An 18,082-nucleotide genomic window follows, 5' to 3' on the forward strand; every position below is an offset into this window, starting at 1 on the left:
AGCGCATTCCGGGCCGTTTGTCTCGTCCCAGAGCGGGGGCCGTGCTCCCCGCCGCGTCAGCGCGCCAGCACCACGGCGGTCAGCCGACGGTCACGGGCGCCGCCGGCGGGCGGACCCGCTGGCGCATCCACACGAAGAACCCGGTCAGGGTGAAGACGCCGTAGAAGACGTACATCAGCCCGGAGGCGTAGTACCCGGCGGAGAACAGCAGCGGCACGCCGACCAGGTCGACCGCCACCCAGATGAGCCAGAACTCGACCCACCCCTTCGCCATGCCGTAGGTGGCGAGCAGCGAGCCGACGAAGATCCACGCGTCGCTCCACACCGGCTCGTACGACCCGAGCGCCCGGAACACGGGGGTCAGCAGGGCGGTGCCGCCGATCATCCCGACGACGAGCAGCAGACGGGTCCGCCAGGAGGCCCAGCGCGGGTCGATCACGGTCGTCGCGTCCTCGGGGCGGTGCGTCCACCGGTACCAGCCGTAGATGCTCACGATGATGAACATGACCTGGCGGCCGGCCTGCCCGAGCAGGTTGACGGGGTTCGGGGTGTCGAAGAGCGCCCCCATGAAGACGGTGAAGAGCAGGGCGTTGCCGACCAGCCCGACGGGCCAGGCCCAGACCTTCCGACGCATGCCGCCCAACGCGCTGAGCAGCCCGAAGACGTTGCCGATCACCTCGCGCCAGAGCACCGTCTGGTCACCGATGACGATCTGCGCGTCGAACAACCAGCGCACGATGTCCATGGGCCCTCCTCGTTTCCGGACGGTGCAACGACGCCGTGCCTACCGGCATTCCTTCTGTGATCGCTCTGCGCACGCAAAGCGCACACTCAGAATATCGGGGTACAAAACGTGTCCTCCTTGTCGGGGACCAAAATGACCCCCGTTCTGGGTTCACGTGAACGATCGTTCTCACTTGTCCGCACTTTGGGGGACAGGTAACGTCGACACCAGAGCGAGTCCAGCCCGCCCGAGCAGCAGCACATGCGCTCCGGGGCCCGGCGACCGCTCTCGGCACCGGTCAGCCGCGACCCCCTCCAACCACTGGGTCGATGACAACCTCCCCACCGGACACGACGCCCGAATGTCCCCGGTGGGCTTCAGCGTGCCCCGAGCACGCAGGAACGGATCCTCCCCATGCACAAGATCGTCACCGGTGCCATCGCCGGCGCAGCAGGCGTCGCACTCCTCCTCGGCGGTGCGGGCACGTTCGCCCTCTGGAACGCCAGCGCCTCGAGCGCCGCGTCCGCCGTGAGCGCCGGCACCCTGACGCTGAGCGCCAACAACGACGGCGCCTGGACGGACATCACGAACGGTCGTTCCACCGCGATCGACCCGACGAAGGCCCTGATGGTCCCGGGCAACACGTTCCAGTTCACGCAGACGCTGAACATCGGCGCGACCGGACAGGACCTCAAGGCGAACCTGACCTACGCCAACCAGAGCATCACCGGTGACGCCGCGCTGCTCGCCGCCACGACGAAGACGCTGGCCGTCACCTCGACGAGCGCCTCGGTGGTGCAGTCCTCGTCGAACGCGAACACCTTCGTGGTCTCGCCGTCCTCGTCCACGTCGACCGTCAAGGTCGTCTTCACGGTGACGCTCCCCGCGTCGGCGACCACCGGTCAGGGCGGCTCGATCAACCTCAGCGCGCTGGCCTTCACGCTCACCCAGACCGCGATCGGTTCCTGATCCACCGATCGCACCCCACCGACCACGACGACCAGGAGCAGGCACATGACCGCCACACCGCGGACGACGGGACGCCACCGCGCAGCCCGACGGCACCGCTGGGTCTGGCCGGTCGCGCTCGCCCTGGTCGTCGCGGTCGGAACAGCGCTCCTCGGCACCGGCGGCACGTACGCGCTCTGGAACGGGACCGCCAGCACGGCGGCCACCACGGTGCGCTCCGCCACGGCGACCGTCAGCGTCAGCAGCACCACGGCGATGAACACCGCGGTCCTCGGGCCGGGCACGAGCACCACCGGCACCTTCACGGTGCGGAACACCGGGTCGGTCCCGCTGTCGGTGCGCGTCACGACGACGGCCTCGAAGTCGTCCGTCGCGGCGGCGACCGGTGAACTGACGCTCCACCTCGCGATGGTGTCGTCGGCCGCGAAGTGCGCACCAGGACTCACCGGCACGAGCGGTCGGCTGGCCACCTTCGACACCGGCACCGGGTCCTTCACCCTGCCGGCCGGGGTCAGCGGGATCGCGTGCCTCGAGATGGGCCTCGACGCCGACGCCCCGCAGACCGTCGCCGGTGCCACCACCGACTTCACCCTCACCGTCACCGGAACGCAGGTCTCCGCATGAACCGCCGCCTCCGACTCCTCGTCGCCGTGCTGCTCACCGCCGTGTTCGTCGGTGGCACCTCGAGCGCCGCGTGGGCACTGTGGAGCGCGTCGGGCACCACCGCGGCGAGCACCACCGTCGGCACGGTCACGGCGTCGATCAGCGGCACGAGCGCCCTCACCACGGCGTTCTCGTCGAGCGTCACCTCGACGACGAAGCCGATCACCCTGACCGACTCGGGCACCCTCGCCGGCACCGCCACCACCACGGTCTCCGTCGTGTCCGGCAGCTCGACCGCACTCGCCAAGGCCGTCACCGTCGTCGCCTGGCCGGTCGCCTCGACCGCGGGCTGCACCACGAGCACGGCCGTGGGCTCCGGGTCCGTCACCGGCACCTGGGCGTCGCTGCCGAGCATGAGCGCGAAGCTCGCCGCCGGTGCCTCCGCCGTCTGGTGCACGCGCAGCACCCTGCAGTCGTCGGCCCCGGCCGGCTCGACCGCCAAGGTGAACGTCAACCTCACCGTCACGAGCGGCACCTGGACCTCGGGCGTCGTGGCGGGCGGCTTCACCCTGACCACCCCGGCTGCGGTCGTCGACACGACCCCCTCGCTGGTCTGCACCGACCACGGCGGTTGGTACGTCGAGATCCGGTGGGACGCCGCGAACCGCCCGATGGACACCTGGTACGGGGCCTTCGTCGGCTCGACCCCGGTCGGACAGAAGGCACAGGACTACTCCGCGTTCATCACCATCGCACCGACGGACGTCCCCGCGAGCGCCGGCGCCTCCGGCACGTTGACCGTCACCGTCAAGGTGCTCGACAGCGCCGGCAACCCCACGAGCACCGTCGCGGGCACCGGCAAGGTCACGCTCCTCACGCAGGACAACGGGGCGGCGATCCGATGCGGCGCATGAGCACCCCCACCCCGCGGTCCGGCTGGCGCGCCGTCGTCCACGCCGTCGTGCTCGGCCTCAGCACCGGGCTCCTGCTGCTCGTCGCTGCCCTGGCGGTCGTGCTGATCGTCGTGCCGAAGGCCACGGGCTCGATGCCGCTCACCGTCCTGACGCAGTCGATGGAGCCGACCCTGCCCCCGGGGACCCTGCTCGTGGTCCGTCCGACCCCGATCGACGACATCCGGGTCGGCGACGTCGTCACCTACCAGATCGTGTCCGGCCAGCCCGCGGTCGTCAGCCACCGCGTGGTCTCGGTGTCGTCGTCGTCGGACGGCGAGCGGACCTTCGTGCTCAAGGGCGACAACAACGCCGAGGCCGACCCGGCACCGGTCACCGCCGTGCAGATCCGTGGCGTGGTCTGGTACTCCGTGCCGGAGATCGGCATCGTCAACCAGGTCGTCAACGGGTCGCGGAGCTGGCTCGTCCCCGCGGTCGCCGGCGTGCTCCTGACCTACGGGGCGGTCATGATGACCGCGGGCTTCGTGAGCGCCGCACGCCGTCGCCGCGCCGACACCAGCCGCGCCGACACCCGCCGCGTCGGCACCAGCCACGGACGACGCAGCGCAGCGCACCACGTCGAACGGACCACCACCGAGACGACGACCACCACCCGGTCTAGGCTCGGTGGACGTGACGGACGGAGTGCAGCGGGCGCGGGAGCTCCTCGACGCAGCGGCCCGACGGCTCCGCGCCGCGGACGTCCCGGACGAAGCACTCGGCGAGTACGTGCAGCCGAAGGCCGTCCTCGGGATTCGTCGTGACCCGACGATGCGGCCCCTCGGTCGGGTGTGGCGGGTCGGGGCACTCCTGATCGGGTCGTCCCCCGAGACCGCCGGCCGCGTCTGGGCCACCGGGTCGATCACCCGCGTCACCGAACCCGGTCGGTCGCAGTACCAGTCGGTCTCGGCCGAGGTCCGTCGCGCCTACCGAGCCGCCGCCGCGAAGGGGCACTTCAGCGCCGGTGACACGGTGAACCACGGCGCCGCCCCGATCCCCGTCGACGACTCCCTGCTCGACGCCGAGGGCGTGCTCGTCGTCATCGACGACGTGCCGTCGGTCCGGTGGTCCCCGACGGCCGGCGCCGCCGTCCCCCTCGCCGACTACCTGGACGACCGCGTCGGGCTGCTCGTCGATCCCCCGCGGGGCGCGACTGACTGACGCGGCACCGGGCACGGGCCCTGAGCCGGCCGACCCCACACGGCACACGGTCCACCGGACGCGATCCGGGCCTCCAGGCCGACCGGACCGACCACGCGCCTGTCGCGACGTCACCCGGTCCCGATAGTGTCGGGACGTGAGCAACGAGGCATTCGACGACCGCTACCAGCTGCGCGAGTTCGCGCCCGGGACGGACGACAAGGGGGCACCGAACGCCGAGACGGCAGCGTGGATGCAGGCCGTCGGGATGGGCTTCCACGAAGCCGACCCCGACCCCGAGGGCGCGGCCCGCATGGCGTCGTACTTCATCGCCGACGAAGAGACGTTCCTCGGGGTCTACGTACGCGAGCCGTTCCCGGGGTCCGTCGACGAGACGTGGCCGGCCGGCACCTTCACGTGGTTCCGCAAGGCGCTGAGCTGGGGCGACGGCTCCTCCGTCGACACCCAGGCGATCTCCGCGGTCACCGTCCGCCCGACCGAGCGTCGCCGCGGCATCCTGCGCCGGATGATGACGCACGCGCTCGAGCGCGGGGTCGCCGAGGGCTACGCCGTCGCGTCGCTGACCGCGTCCGAGGGCACCATCTACCGCCGCTTCGGCTTCGGCTGCGCCATCCGCGAGCGTGCCGTGCACGTGCGCCGCGAGCGTGCGCTCCCCCTGCTCGCCCCGACGTCCGGCACGGTGTCGGTCGTCACGCCGCAGTGGCTGGCCGACGGCCCGGGCAAGGCGGTCTTCGACCGGTTCCACGCCCGCACCCCCGGCTCGATGGTCCGCAACACCGGCACCTGGCCGGTCGCGTTCGGCCTGCTCGGCCACGACGGGCAGAAGGCGAAGGACGTCCGTGCGGCGGTGCACCGTCCCGACAGCTCCGACGAGATCGACGGCTACGTCACCTGGCGCGTCAAGGAGGACCGCGGTTCCGACACCGCGCTCGAGATCGTCGACCTGGTGTACGCGGACGACCAGGCCTACACCGCCCTGTGGGAGTTCCTGCTCTCGGTCGACCTCAACGACGTCGTGAAGTACAACCGCTCCCGCCTCGACGACCCGATCGTCGCCGCGCTCGGCGACAACCGTGCGTACGACGTCGACCACGAAGAGGACCATGTCTGGCTGCGTGTGCTCGACGTGCCGGCGGTGCTGGCCTCGCGGCCGTTCGCCGTCGACGGGTCCCTGACACTCGGGGTCACCGACGCACTCGGCTTCACCACCGGCACGTACCGCCTCGACGTCCAGGAGGCCCGTGGCACCGTCACGCGCATCGCCGACGACGTCGACGTGGCCGGGTCCGACGTCCAGCTCGACGTCGCCGAGCTCGGTGCGCTGCTGATCGGCTCGGTCTCCCCCGTCACGTTGGCCGCCGCGGGGCTCGTCCGCGCTGCGGACCCGGCGTCGGTGGAGCTGCTCCGCGCGCTGCTGCTGCCGCCGCGGACGCCGCACGGCATCACGTACTTCTGACGGACGTCGCCCGCGTGGTGGGGCGCGAGCGGAGGCGGCCCTACGCCCGGCGCCGCACCCGCGGGTCGACGAATGCGTAGACCACGTCGACGATGACGTTCGCCGTGACGATCAGCAGCGCCGAGAACACCGTGAAGCCGACGACCACCTGCAGGTCGAGGGTGTGCACCGCGTCGATGAGCAGTGCACCGAGGCCCTGCATCGAGAACACCTTCTCGGTGATGACCGCACCGCCGAGCAGCGACCCGAGGTCGAGCCCGAACAGCGTCACCACGGGCAGGATCGCCGTCCGGAGGCCGTGCCGCACGACGACCTGGCGCTCGCGCAGCCCCTTGGCCCGGGCGGTCCGGACGAAGTCCTGCGACATCGACTCGAGCATCTCACCACGGGTCAACCGGGCGTAGATCGCAGCGCTGATGAAGGCGAGCACGCACCACGGCAGGATCAGGTGGGTGAACCAGCCGACCGGGTCGTCGCTGAAGGCCACGTACCCGCTGGTCGGCAGGATCCCGAGCACGAAGCCGAAGAGCAGGATGCCGAGCAGCCCGACCAGGTACGCCGGGGACGAGACGCCGGCGACCGCGACCGTCATGACGGCCCGGTCGACGAAGGTGCCGCGGCGCAGCGCCGAGACGGTGCCGCCGAAGACCCCGGCGACGAGCCACAGCACGGCGGCGCCGACGGCGATCGAGGCGGTGACGGGCAGGCGCGCCAGGATCAGCTCGGTGACGCTCTCGTGCAGCTGGAACGAGTACCCGAAGCACGGCGCCGCGCACTCGATCACGCTGTTGCCACTGCCGAAGGTCCGGCCGGCGAAGATGCCGCCGAGGTAGGCGCCGAACTGTGCGAGCCAGGGCTTGTCGGTACCGAGGAACGCCTGCACCTCACGCAACCGGTCGGCGGTGCAGGGCTTGTCGCAGATCGCCCGCGCCGGGTTGGTCGGCAGGAGCATGAAGAGCGCGTACGTGATGGCCGCGACGACGAGCAGCACGACGACGGCCCCGAGCACGCGGATCGCGAGGAACCGCAGGGTGGCAGCGTTCACGCGGTGCCCCCTCGCGGGTCGAGGGCGTCGCGCAGAGCGTCACCGAGCACGTTGAAGGCGAGGGTGATGAGGAACAGTGCGGCTCCGGGGAACACGAGGTACATGGGATCGGTCTGCACCCAGCCGATGGCGTCGCCGATGCTGCGACCCCACGACGGCGTCGGCGGGTTGACGCCGACGGCCAGGAACGAGAGCGCGGCCTCGGCGCCGATCATCGACGGGATCGAGATGGTGGCGTAGACGGTGATCGTCGCGGCGAGGTTCGGCAGCAGCTGCGTGCGGATGACGTGCCAGCGCCCGGCGCCCATCGCGGTGGAGGCGACGACGTAGTTGCGGCTGACGAGTGACAGCGTCTGCCCCCGCACGACACGGGCCACGGCTGGCCAGCCGAAGAACCCGATGACGAGCACGACGAGCACGGGCTTCGGGAACGTCGACGGCACGATCGCGGTGAGGGCGATCATGAACACGAGCGACGGGAACCCGAAGATCACGTCGACGACCCGCGAGAGCACCCGGTCGTACCAGCCACCGAAGAACCCGGTCGTGACGCCGACGAGCACGCCGATGACGATCGACACCAGGGTCGCGGCGAGTCCGATGCCGAGCGAGGTCCGCGCACCGTACGTGACGATCGAGAACAGGTCACGCCCGGTCAGTGGCTCGACGCCGAACCAGTGCTCGCCGCTGATGCCGCCGCCGGCGCCCCGGGGTGCACCGAACGAGTTGAGCGCGTCGATGTCGTACGAGTACGGGTCCTGCCCGGACGCCTTCGCGATGAGCGGGGCGGCCACGGCGACCACCAGGAACACCGCGATGACGACGGCCGAGGCCACCGCCCAGCGGTCCTGCCGGACGCGTCGCACCACGGCCCGGAAGCCGGTCGTGCGGCCGGACGGTGCGACCGGTCGGTCGACGACGTTGGCCGTCACGAGGCCACTCCTTCCCACGCGCGCCACGCCTCGCGGCGAGCGGCCTGTCGCACGGGATCGGCGACGGGTGCTGCGGCGAGGAGCATGCGCGTGTAGTCCTGTTGCGGGTCGTCGAGCACGGCGTCGGTGCTCCCCCGCTCGACGACCCGGCCGTCGCGCAGCACGATCACCTGGTCGGCGAGCTGGCGGACGACGGCGAGGTCGTGGCTGATGAGCAGCATGCCGAAGCCGAACTCCTGCTGCAGCCCCGCGAGCAGGTCGAGCACGGCGGCCTGCACCGTCACGTCGAGTGCCGAGGTCGGTTCGTCGGCGATGAGGAGTGCCGGCCGCAGTGCGAGCGCACGTGCGACGGCGACGCGCTGCCGCTGTCCGCCCGACAGCTGGTGCGGGAACCGCTCGGCCCACGTCGGGTCGAGCTGGACGGCGGTCAGCAGCGTTCGGACCCGCTCGGCGCGGTCGGCGGCGGAGTCGGTGCCGTGCACGAGCAGCGGTTCCGCGATGCTCCAGCCGATGGTCTGTCGCGGGTTGAGCGACGACGCCGGGTCCTGGAACACGATGCCGACCCGACTGCGCAGCTCGCGCAGTCGTCGTCCGCGAGCGGTGCGCAGGTCGCTGCCGTCCACCTCGACCGAGCCGGCGACGACGGGCACCAGCCCCGCGAGCGCACGCCCGATCGTGGACTTGCCGGAACCGGATTCGCCCACCAGGCCCACGGTCTCGCCGGCGTGCAGGTCGAGGTCGATGCCGGACACGGTCGGTCCGCCCCGGCGCGAGTACCGCACGGCGACGTCGCGCAGGCGCGCGACGGGCGGCCGGGAGGCGCGACTCGCCGCTGCGGGGCCCGCCTGCGCCCGTCCGAGACTCGCCGCTGCGGACAGATCGCGGCCTTCGGAGGCCGCATCCTGTCCGGCAGGCCGAGTCTCGGTCGACGCGAGCGGCTCGTCGGACGCGGGGCGGGCCTCCAGGCTGGGGACGGCCGCCAGGAGCTCGCGCGTGTAGTCGGCGGTCGGGTGGGCGAAGACCTCGGCGACGGTGCCGTGCTCGACCGGGTCGCCGCGGCGCAGCACCAGCAGGTCGTCCGCGACGTCCGCGACCACGCCCATGTCGTGGGTGATGAGCAGCACGGCGAGGGAACGCTCGCGGCCGAGCCGCCGCAGCAGGTCGAGGATGCCGGCCTGCACGGTGACGTCGAGCGCGGTCGTGGGCTCGTCGGCGAAGAGTGCGACCGGGTCGCCGGCCAGGGCCATCGCGATCATCGCGCGCTGGAGCTGGCCGCCGGACAGTTCGTGCGGGTAGGCCTTCCGGATGCGCTCCGGGTCGGTGAGGCCGGCGTCACGGAGCAGTTCGTCGACGCGTGCCCGGACCCCGGCGCGGTCGAGCCCGGTCGGGTGTGCCCGGACGGCCTCGGCGATCTGCGTGCCGATCGAGAGGACCGGCGTGAAGGAGTTCATCGGCTCCTGGAACACCACGCCGATGCCCGCACCGCGGACAGCGCGGACCGTCTCGACGGCGGCACCGATGAGTTCCTCGCCACGGAACCGGGCGCTGCCCGACACCGAGGCCTGCGGCGGCAGGAGCCCGAGCACGCTCATGGCGCTGACGGACTTGCCCGAACCGGACTCCCCCACCAGGGCGAGGACCCGGCCGGGCGTCAGGTCGAAGGAGACGTCACGGACGACGGGCTCCGCGTCACCGAACGCGACGCGGAGCCCCTCGACCTGCAGGATCGGTTCGGTCACTGCTCGAGCGAGACCTTGAGGTAGTTCGGGTACGCGGGGAAGTCCGCGATCTGGAAGTTCTGCACGCTCGAACCGGCGAGGAAGGACTGCTTCGCGTAGATCAGCGGCACGACCGGGGCGTCGGCCATGATCTTCTGGTCCGCCTGGGCCCAGAGCTTCTGCGCGTCGTCCTGGTCGACCGTGGAGCTCGCCTTCGCGATGAGGGCGTCCACCTCGGGGTTGCTGTACTTCGAGACGTTGTAGCCACCGCCGCCGATCTGCGACGAGTCGTAGAGGGGCTGCAGGTTGGCGTTCGCGCTCGGGAAGTCCGGCTGCCAGCTCGACAGCGACAGGTCGAAGTCGGTGCCGTTGGTGGTCGCCTGGGTGAAGGAGTCGTAGTCGAGCGGCTTGAGCGTCACGGCGATGCCAGCGCGCTTCAGGCCGGACTGCAGCGCCTGGGCCTGGGCGAGGTAGGTCGGGTCGTTCTGCGTCACGAGGGTCAGCTTCAGGCCCGTGACGCCGGCCTCCTTGAGCAGCTGCTTCGCCTTGTCGACGTCGCCCGTGGCCTTCGTCTCGTACAGGTCGTAGTCCTGGCGACCGGCGATGCCCGGGGTGATGAGCGTCGAGGCGTACGAACCGGCGATCGCACCGCCGGCGGCGATCCGGAAGGACTTGCGGTCGACCGCGTACTGCAGCGCCTGGCGGACCTTGAGGTCCTTGAGGTCACCGCGCTGCGTGTTGATCGCCATGTAGCTGATCGGGCCGGCCTTCGACGTGGCCAGGCGTTCCTGAGCTGCCGGGTTGCTGCGCACCTGGTTGAGCTCGGCGGCACCCAGGTAGATGGCGCCGAACGAGTTCTTGGCGTCCCCGTTGTCCGCGATCAGCGTCTGCGTCGCCGTGGACTGGTCCTGGCTCTCCTTGAAGACGATCTTCGACGGGCCGGCGGTGCGGACCTCGTCGGTCTTCGCGCTCCAGTTCTCGTTGCGGACGAGCGTGACCTGCGAGCCCTGCGTGTTCGACTGCACCTGGTACGGACCGGACGCGACCGGCTTCAGGTCGTAGGCGCCGGTGTCCTTGCCGTCCCCCTCGGGCACCGGCGTGAAGGCCGGCATCGACGCGAGCCACGGCCAGTCGCCGTACGCGTCGTTCAGCTTGAAGACGATGGTCTTGTCGTTCGGGGTCTCGATGCTGTCGAGCGACTCGCCGTCGAACGGACCCTTGTAGTCGGCACCGCCCACCAGGAGCGACTTGTGGTAGCTCAGGCCACCGCTCAGCGTCGGCGCGAACGAGCGCTCGATGCCCCACTTGATGTCCTTCGTCGTGATCGGCGTGCCGTCCTGGAACTCGACGCCGTCCTTCAGCGTGTAGGTCCAGGTCTTGCCGTCGTCGCTCGAGACCCCGGTGTTGGTCGCCAGGTCGGGGACGACCTTCGCCGTCTTGCCCGGCTCGACGTCCCACGTGGTGAGCCGTCGGGCGACGAGGCCCAGCGACGTGATGCCGAGGCTCTGGCTGGTCGCGGGGTCGAGGTGGAACGAGGTCTGCGGCGTCAGGATGTTGAGCGTGCCGCCCTTCGCCGTGCCCTCGGCGCCGTCGTCGGACGAACCCCCACCCGAGCAGCCGGTCAGCACCAGGGCTGCTGCTGCGGCGACGGCCGCGGTGATCGTCAGGCGGTTGGGGCGTCTCATGACGGTGCTGCTCCTCGGGGAAGGGGGTCGCGATCGCGGTGGCGGTCGCTGCGGCGGCGGAACGGTTCACCCGCCGGGCGGCGTCCATCCTGACACCGCGACGGTGGCCCGTCCGAATCTCGCGCGCCTCGGACGACGCACGACGAAACATTGCAAGCGCCGCACGCCGTCCCGCTATTCCCGATGCGTTCGCACAGCGGTGCGTCAGCGGTCGAAGAGCCCACCGAGGAAGTCGTTGCCGAGGTTCGATGCCTGCTCGCCGAGACCGGACGCCTGCTCGCCGAAGCCCGCGGCCTGCTCGCCGAACCCGCCGAGGAACTGCTCGCCCTGACCGACGAGTCCCTCGACGCCACCACCGAGGTCACCGAGCCCGAGGTCGCCCATGCCCGAGGCGATGCCCTCGAAGTCCACGCCGAGGTCGGCGGCCCCTGCCAGGACCGGCCCGGCGGCGGCGCTCAGCACCGCTCCCCCGGCCACCGCGGCGGCGAGGCCACCGAACGCCATCGCGCCGGCGCCGACCGCTGCACCACCGGCGAAGGCGCCGCCACGGCCCCGGCCGGGACCCGACCGACCCGAGCCGCCGGAACCGCCGAGGACCCGTCGGACCAGACCCGGACGCGACATCTCACCGCGGGTCATCGCACGGGCCATGCCGCCCGCCGAGTCGTCGCGCAGGTGCTCGTGGGGCGGGAGCTCGGAGTTGAGGCGGTCGCGGACCTGCTGGCGCTGCGCGGGGGTGAGCCGCGCGAAGGCGTCGTGGTGGACCTGTTCGAGCTGCTCCGGCGACGAGGTGCGGAGCAGGTAGTCGTACTTCGCCAGGGCGACCTTGTCGGCGTCGGCCCCGTGCTGCGGCGTGCCAGCGTGCTGCTGCGGCTGGCCGTACTGCGCCGGCTGCGGCTGGCCGTACTGCTGCGGCTGCGGCTGGCCGTACGGCTGCGGCTGCGGCTGCTGCTGGTTCCGGTCGTCGCCGGTCAGCTTGTCCGCGGCGCTGCGCACGATGCCGCGCCAGTCGGTACCACCCTGCTGCGATCCGCCGGGTGCGGTTCCCCCCTGCCCACGCTTCTGGAGCTGCTTGTCGATGGCCTTGGAGGCCATGCCGAGGATGCGGTTGAGGTTCGCCATGCCCCGACCTTTCCGTCCTCACATGTGAAGGCCCGGCGCTGCTCCGGTGCGACACCCGCGCAACGCATCCCGATCCCCTGGGAACCGGCGCGGCTCAGGACAGGATGCGCGCCAGGAACGCGTTGCGGAACCGCCCCGTGGGGTCGAGGTCCCGGGCGAGCGCGGCGAAGTCGGACAGCCGCGGGTACGCCTCGTGCAGCCGCTCGGCACTCGCGGCGGAGACCTTGCCCCAGTGCGGCCGCGGGTCGAACGGTGCCAGGACGTCCTCGATCCGGGCCACCGCCGCGGCCACGGCGGCGGGGTCGCGACGGAACGTGAAGTGCAGGCCGACCGACTGCCGTCCGGACGACGGCGCGAGCCAGGCGGTGTCGGCTGCGATGGTGCGGACCTCGGCGGCGATGAGGATCGGGGCGAACAGCGACGCCAGCGGTCGGAGCGACTCGAGGGCCGCAACGGCAGACGCCGCAGGGATCAGGTACTCCGCCTGGATCTCGGCCCCGGTCGACGGGGTGAACGAGGACCGGAAGTGCGGCAGTCGCTCGGACCACGGCCCCGGCACGCCGCCCTGCTCGGTGACCCCGGCAGGGTCGTTCTCGCCCGGGTGCACCGGACCCGAGGCCGCTCGGGCTCCCAGTGCCACGAGGTCGACGGTCGGTGCGGCCTCGTCGACGCGGTGCTTGGCCCAGACCTGCCGGGCACCGCGGTCGTCGAACGACGTGAACATCGACACCGAGTACGCGTCGGACATCACCTGGTCGAACTGCTCGGCGACGGCGTCCCACGGCAGGTCGAGGTGCACCGTCGTGGCGACCTGGAACGTCGGTTCGATCGCGAGCTCCACCGCGGTGACGACGCCGAGCGCGCCGATCCCCACCCGGTGGGCGTCGAGCAGCCCGTCCGGCGACGAGGCGTCGACGTGCGCGAGCTCACCGGAGGCGCGGACGACGTCGAGGCCGACCACCGCCTGCGCGAGCGACGGGTTCCGCACACCGGAGCCGTGCGTGCCCGTGGCGACGGCCCCGGCCGTGGAGATGTGCGGCAGGGACGCGAGGTTCCCGAGTGCCCAGCCACGGGCCTCCAGACCGGCCGCGACCTGGCTGTGCGTCATGCCGGCCGCGACCCGCACGACGCGACGCGACGCGTCGATGTCGAGCACGGGCGGCAGGTCCGACAGCGACACCTGGACGGCGTCGGTGTCGGCGATGGTGTTGAACGAGTGTCGCGAGCCGAGCGCCGTCAGGCGCGGCGTCGAGGCGACGAGCTGCTGGAGCTCGTCCACCGACGTCGGCCGGGCCAGCGCCGAGGCGCGGTAGGTGACGTTGCCCGCCCAGTTGGTGCGGGTGCGCTCGGCCGCGATCACGTCGTCCATCGTGGGTCCTGACTCCTCTAGAAGCCGCGGTCGAGACGGTGCCACGTCTGCTGGAGACGCAGCTCGTCGCGGAACCCGCGTGCGGTGGTGTGCTCGTCGATGACCAGGAACTCGGTGCCGACCATGGTCGCGAAGTCCTCGACGACCTGCAGGCCGACCGCCGTCGTCATCACGGTGTGGTGGGCGGCGCCGGCGGTGAGCCAGGCCTCGGCGGCGACGGGGAACGACGGCCGGGGCTCCCAGACCGCGCGGCCGACGGGCAGCTTCGGCAGGGCCTCGGTCGGGGGCACGACGTCGACGACGTTGGCGGTGAGGCGGAAGCCGTCGCGGGTGTCGGACAGCGCGACGACGACGGCCTCGCCGGAGTCGGCGGTGAAGACCAGGCGGACCGGGTCGTCCTTGCCACCGATGCCGAGGGGGTGGATCTCGAGCGTCGGCTTCGTGGTCGTGAGCGTCGGCGAGACCTCGAGCATGTGCGCCCCGAGGATCTTCTCGGCGCCCGGGGTGAGGTCGTAGGTGTAGTCCTCCATCAGGGAGGCACCACCGGGCAGGCCGGCACCGGCGACGTTCATCGCGCGGACCAGGACCGCCGTCTTCCAGTCACCCTCGGCACCGAAGCCGTAGCCGTCGGCCATCAGGCGCTGCACCGCCAGGCCCGGCAGCTGCTTGAGCGAGCCGAGGTCCTCGAAGTTCGTGGTGAACGCGGCGCTGCCGTTCTGCTGCAGGAGCGTGCGGAGGCCGATCTCGATCGCGGCACCGTCGCGGAGCGCGGCGTGCCGTTCGCCGCCGGCGCTGCGGAGTGACGGGTCCACGTCGTAGTCGCGCTCGTACGTGGCCACGAGCGCGTCGACCGCTGCCGTGTCCGCTTCTGCGGCCTCCACCGCTGCCGCGAGCTCGTTGACGGCCCACGTGTTGACCTGCACGCCGAGCTCGATCTCGGCCTCGGTCTTGTCGCCCTCGGTGACGGCGACGTAGCGCATGTTGTCGCCGAAGCGGGTGAGCTTCAGCTCGCGGACAGCGGCGGCACCGGCGGCGGCACGGGTCCAGTTCGCGACGCGCTGCTGGACGCGGGGGTCCGAGACGTGGCCGACGGCCGTGGCGTGCCGGACGCCGAGGCGGGCCAGGGCGTAGCCGAACTCACGGTCGCCGTGCGCGGCCTGGTTGAGGTTCATGAAGTCGAAGTCGATGTCCGCCCAGGGCAGCGTGACGTTCGCCTGCGTGTGCAGGTGCAACAGCGGCTTGGTCAGCGCCTGCAGGCCGCCGATCCACATCTTGGCCGGGCTGAACGTGTGCATCCACGTGGTGACGCCGATGACCTTGTCGTCGGCGCTCGCCTCGATGAGCGCCCGGCGGATGCCGTCGGCGTCCTTGAGCACGGGCTTCCAGACGAGCTTCACCGGCAGGTGCCCGGCGAGTTCCGCGTGGACCGCCTTGCTCTGCTCCTCGACCTGGCGCAGGGTCTCCTCGCCGTAGAGCCCCTGGGAGCCGGTGAGGAACCAGACCTCGTAGCTGTCGAGCGTGGCCTGGGGGTCGACGGTGGTGTCCTGCGTCATCGCATGGCTCCTTCGGGGTTCTGTCCGTAGACGTTCTGGTAGCGATCGAAGAGTCGATCGATGTCGGCTTCGGGGATCGGCACCGCGTCGCCGAGCTGCCGCGAGATGTGGACGGTCCGTGCCACGTCCTCGCACATCACGGCCGCCTTGACGGCGTCCTTCGCGTCCTTGCCGATCGTGAAGACGCCGTGGTTCTGCATCAGGACCGCACGGCTGCGGTGGCCGCTCAGGGTGTCGACGATGCCGTGGCCGATCGAGTCGTCGCCGATGATCGCGAACGGGCCGACCGGGATGGGTCCGCCGAACTCGTCAGCCATCGCCGTGATCACGCAGGGGATCGCCTCGGCGCGGGCGGCCCAGGCGGTCGCGTAGGTCGAGTGGGTGTGCACGACGCCGCCGACCTCGGGCATGTTCCGGTACACGTAGGCGTGCGCGGCGGTGTCGCTGGACGGGCCGTGCTCGTTGCCCCAGCCTTCGGCCGGCACGCCGTCGAGGGTGCAGACGACCTGGTTCTCCGGCGTCAGGTCGTCGCTCGACACCCCGCTCGGCTTGATGACGAACAGGTCCGTCCCTGGCACGCGCTCGGAGACGTTGCCGCCGGTCCAGATCACGAGGCCGTAGCGGACGAGTTCGCCGTGCAGGCGCGCGACGCGCTCCCGCGTCGTCGCCACCACCTGGCGTGTGGTCTCGTCGATCGCGTCCGTCATCGGGTCACTTCCTCTGTCTGGAGGCGCGGGTCGGCGCCGTCGGTCTGCTCGGTCGGTCCTGTGGTCGCGCCGGGGCGGGTCGCCGCCGCCGCGACGTCCTGCACGGGCAGTGCGGCCCGGTAGCGCTCCAGGTACGTCTGGAACCCGGCGACGTCCGCCTGCTCGGGTTCGGCAACGTGCACGGCGTCCCCGCCGAACACGGTGTCGGACAGGTAGTCGGCGAGCTGCTGGTCGGTGTGCTCGAGGTAGGCGGCGAGCACGGCGATCCCCCACGCGCCGCCTTCGCCCGCGGTCTCCTCGAGCGCGATCGGCACGCGCAACGCCGCCGCGAGGAGCCGCTGCGGGCTGCCGGGCGTGCGGAAGAGCCCGCCGTGCGCGGTCATCCGGTCCACCTGCACCTGTTCGCCGTGCAGGACGTCCATGCCGATGGCCAGGGTCGCGAAGGCGCCGTGCACCTCGGAGCGCACCAGGTTGCCGAGCGTGAAGCGTGCGCCGGGGGTGCGGAGCAGCAGGGGCCGACCGTCCTCGACGTGGGTGACGGGTTCACCGGCCAGGTAGTTGAAGGAGAGCAGGCCGCCGGCGTCGGGGTCGGTGTCGTCGGCGACGGCCTCGGCGAGCAGGGTGGCGTAGACGTCGTCGATGCCGATCGGCGTCGCGCCGGTCCGCTCGCTCGAGGCCTCGGCGAAGCGTCCGAACACCCGGGCCCAGCTCGCGATCTCGCTCGCGCCGTTGTTGCAGTGCACCATCGCCACGGCGTCGCCGGCCGGGGTGGTGACGACGTCGAGTTCCTCGTGCGCGGTGGTCAGCGGCTGCTCGAGCACGACCATCGCGAAGATGCTCGTGCCGACGCTGACGTTGCCGGTGCGCGGGGCGACGGCGTTCGTCGCGACCATGCCGGTTCCGGCGTCGCCCTCGGGCGGGCAGAGCGGTGCGCCGGGTTCGAGTGCGCCGGTCGGGTCGAGCCAGGCCGCGCCCTCGGGGGTCAGCTCGCCGGCTTCGGCACCGGCGACGAGGACCTCGGGCAGCAGGGACCGCAGGTCCGGCACGCCGATCAGGTCCTGCGCGGTGGCGAGCATGGCGTGGTCGAAGTCCTTCGCGCCGGGGTCGCCGGGGCCACTGTCGACGGGGCCGCCCTCGATCGGGAACATGCCGCTCGCGTCACCGACGCCCAGGACGTTCCGCCCGGTCAGGCGGCGGTGCACGTAGCCGGCCAGCGTCGTGACACCGGCGATCCCGGCCACGTGCGGCTCGTCGTCGAGGACCGCCTGGTACAGGTGCGCGATCGACCACCGCAGCGGGATGTTGAAGCCGAGCGCCTCGCTGAGCCGTTCGGCCGCGGGGCCCGTGGAGGTGTTGCGCCAGGTGCGGAACGGCACGAGCAGCTCGCCCGCGGCGTCGAACGCCAGGTAGCCGTGCATCATCGCGCTCACGCCCACGGCGCGGTACGTGGTCGGGGTCACTCCGTACTGCGCCTCGACGTCGGCCACCAGGGCGGCGTACGCGGCGCGGAGTCCGGTCTCGACGGCGCCGAGCGAGTAGGTCCAGCGACCGCCGACGTACTCGTTCTCCCACTCGTGGGAACCGGCCGCGATGGGCACGAGGTCCTCGTCCACCAGGCAGGCCTTGATGCGGGTGGAGCCGAGCTCGATCCCGAGTGTGGTGCGGCCGTCCACGATCCGCTGTCGGCGGTCGTCACCCATGCGTTCCTCCAGAACCTCGTCGTCCCCAGTGAGCGCTCACATCCTGGCACGTGAGCGCTCACTCACGCAACGCCGCGGCGCGCCGCCCGTCCGTCCCGCTCGTCCCGCTCGTCCGGTCGTCCGGTCGTCCCCCCGCCCGTCTGCTTGCCTGCTTGCCTGCCCCACCGGTCGCAACACCCCGCTCAGTTCCCCCGACCGGTCACGAACCGTCGTCCGGCACATCAGCAGCCGTCCGTTCCTGACCACTCGACGTTCCACTCACGACGGGTCGTGACCGCGCGACGAACGAGGACGACGACGAAGTTCGACCCGCTGGCGCGCCACACCCGCGCAAGTGCTGACCACCCGCCGCCCCGCACCCGCGCAAGTCCTGACCACCCGCCGAACC

The 18,082-nt window shown here is 71.7% G+C and carries 16 protein-coding genes; 6 read left to right on the top strand and 10 right to left on the bottom strand.

Features of this window, described 5'->3' with window-relative positions:
• Positions 1–79 precede the first annotated feature (79 nt).
• Positions 80–745, bottom strand: a complete 666-nt coding sequence (gene pnuC / locus DEJ35_RS14225) for a nicotinamide riboside transporter PnuC (RefSeq protein ID WP_035808802.1) — start codon at positions 743–745, stop codon at positions 80–82.
• 393 nt (positions 746–1,138) lie between these two features.
• Here pnuC and DEJ35_RS14230 point away from each other — a divergent pair, with 393 nt between their 5' ends.
• The 6 genes from DEJ35_RS14230 (at position 1,139) to DEJ35_RS14255 (ending at position 5,863) form a co-directional block, all read left to right on the top strand.
• The gene (locus DEJ35_RS14230) at positions 1,139–1,693 is read left to right on the top strand and encodes an alternate-type signal peptide domain-containing protein (protein ID WP_110862326.1); all 555 of its coding nucleotides are present in this window, start codon (positions 1,139–1,141) and stop codon (positions 1,691–1,693) included.
• Between the two features lie 45 nt (positions 1,694–1,738).
• Complete coding sequence (locus tag DEJ35_RS14235; protein ID WP_111192987.1) at positions 1,739–2,317, top strand: TasA family protein; 579 nt, start codon at positions 1,739–1,741, stop codon at positions 2,315–2,317.
• Positions 2,314–3,210 carry a hypothetical protein gene (locus DEJ35_RS14240; RefSeq protein ID WP_111192988.1) on the top strand — a complete coding sequence of 299 codons (897 nt, stop codon included), beginning with the start codon at positions 2,314–2,316 and terminating at the stop codon, positions 3,208–3,210. Before DEJ35_RS14235 ends, DEJ35_RS14240 begins: the two co-directional genes overlap by 4 nt.
• Positions 3,207–4,010 carry a signal peptidase I gene (locus DEJ35_RS14245; protein WP_258378496.1) on the top strand — a complete coding sequence of 268 codons (804 nt, stop codon included), beginning with the start codon at positions 3,207–3,209 and terminating at the stop codon, positions 4,008–4,010. The genes DEJ35_RS14240 and DEJ35_RS14245 overlap by 4 nt, the downstream gene beginning before the upstream one ends.
• A gap of 7 nt (positions 4,011–4,017) precedes the next feature.
• The gene (locus DEJ35_RS14250) at positions 4,018–4,407 is read left to right on the top strand and encodes a glutaminase (RefSeq protein ID WP_181435591.1); all 390 of its coding nucleotides are present in this window, start codon (positions 4,018–4,020) and stop codon (positions 4,405–4,407) included.
• Positions 4,408–4,543: 136 nt separating this feature from the next.
• On the top strand, positions 4,544–5,863 hold the full coding sequence (locus tag DEJ35_RS14255; RefSeq protein WP_111091268.1) for a GNAT family N-acetyltransferase: 1,320 nt from the start codon (positions 4,544–4,546) through the stop codon (positions 5,861–5,863).
• A 40-nt stretch (positions 5,864–5,903) separates the two neighbouring features.
• Here the strand turns inward: DEJ35_RS14255 and DEJ35_RS14260 are convergent, their stop codons facing one another.
• The 9 genes from DEJ35_RS14260 to DEJ35_RS14300 all read right to left on the bottom strand — a co-directional run bounded on the left by DEJ35_RS14260 (position 5,904) and on the right by DEJ35_RS14300 (position 17,694).
• Positions 5,904–6,908 (bottom strand): ABC transporter permease, encoded by a 1,005-nt coding sequence (locus tag DEJ35_RS14260; RefSeq protein ID WP_111091269.1) that lies wholly within the window; start codon positions 6,906–6,908, stop codon positions 5,904–5,906.
• The gene (locus DEJ35_RS14265; protein ID WP_111091270.1) at positions 6,905–7,840 is read right to left on the bottom strand and encodes an ABC transporter permease; all 936 of its coding nucleotides are present in this window, start codon (positions 7,838–7,840) and stop codon (positions 6,905–6,907) included. Before DEJ35_RS14265 ends, DEJ35_RS14260 begins: the two co-directional genes overlap by 4 nt.
• Positions 7,837–9,579 (bottom strand): ABC transporter ATP-binding protein, encoded by a 1,743-nt coding sequence (locus tag DEJ35_RS14270; RefSeq protein ID WP_111192990.1) that lies wholly within the window; start codon positions 9,577–9,579, stop codon positions 7,837–7,839. Before DEJ35_RS14270 ends, DEJ35_RS14265 begins: the two co-directional genes overlap by 4 nt.
• Positions 9,576–11,243 (bottom strand): ABC transporter substrate-binding protein, encoded by a 1,668-nt coding sequence (locus DEJ35_RS14275; protein WP_111091272.1) that lies wholly within the window; start codon positions 11,241–11,243, stop codon positions 9,576–9,578. Before DEJ35_RS14275 ends, DEJ35_RS14270 begins: the two co-directional genes overlap by 4 nt.
• A 204-nt stretch (positions 11,244–11,447) precedes the next feature.
• On the bottom strand, positions 11,448–12,365 hold the full coding sequence (locus DEJ35_RS14280; protein WP_111192991.1) for a cation-transporting ATPase: 918 nt from the start codon (positions 12,363–12,365) through the stop codon (positions 11,448–11,450).
• Positions 12,366–12,459: 94 nt separating this feature from the next.
• Positions 12,460–13,734 (bottom strand): FAD-binding protein, encoded by a 1,275-nt coding sequence (locus tag DEJ35_RS14285; RefSeq protein ID WP_111192992.1) that lies wholly within the window; start codon positions 13,732–13,734, stop codon positions 12,460–12,462.
• Positions 13,735–13,751: 17 nt separating this feature from the next.
• Entirely contained in the window at positions 13,752–15,287 is a 1,536-nt protein-coding gene (gene araA / locus DEJ35_RS14290; protein ID WP_111091275.1) for an L-arabinose isomerase, read from the bottom strand.
• Positions 15,284–15,994, bottom strand: coding sequence for an L-ribulose-5-phosphate 4-epimerase (locus tag DEJ35_RS14295; protein WP_111192993.1), 711 nt, complete (start codon positions 15,992–15,994; stop codon positions 15,284–15,286). The genes araA and DEJ35_RS14295 overlap by 4 nt, the downstream gene beginning before the upstream one ends.
• Complete coding sequence (locus tag DEJ35_RS14300; RefSeq protein ID WP_111192994.1) at positions 15,991–17,694, bottom strand: xylulokinase; 1,704 nt, start codon at positions 17,692–17,694, stop codon at positions 15,991–15,993. Before DEJ35_RS14300 ends, DEJ35_RS14295 begins: the two co-directional genes overlap by 4 nt.
• Positions 17,695–18,082: the final 388 nt, after the last annotated feature.

It is taken from the genome of Curtobacterium sp. MCPF17_051 (assembly GCF_003234595.1).
Lineage (GTDB): Bacteria > Actinomycetota > Actinomycetes > Actinomycetales > Microbacteriaceae > Curtobacterium > Curtobacterium flaccumfaciens.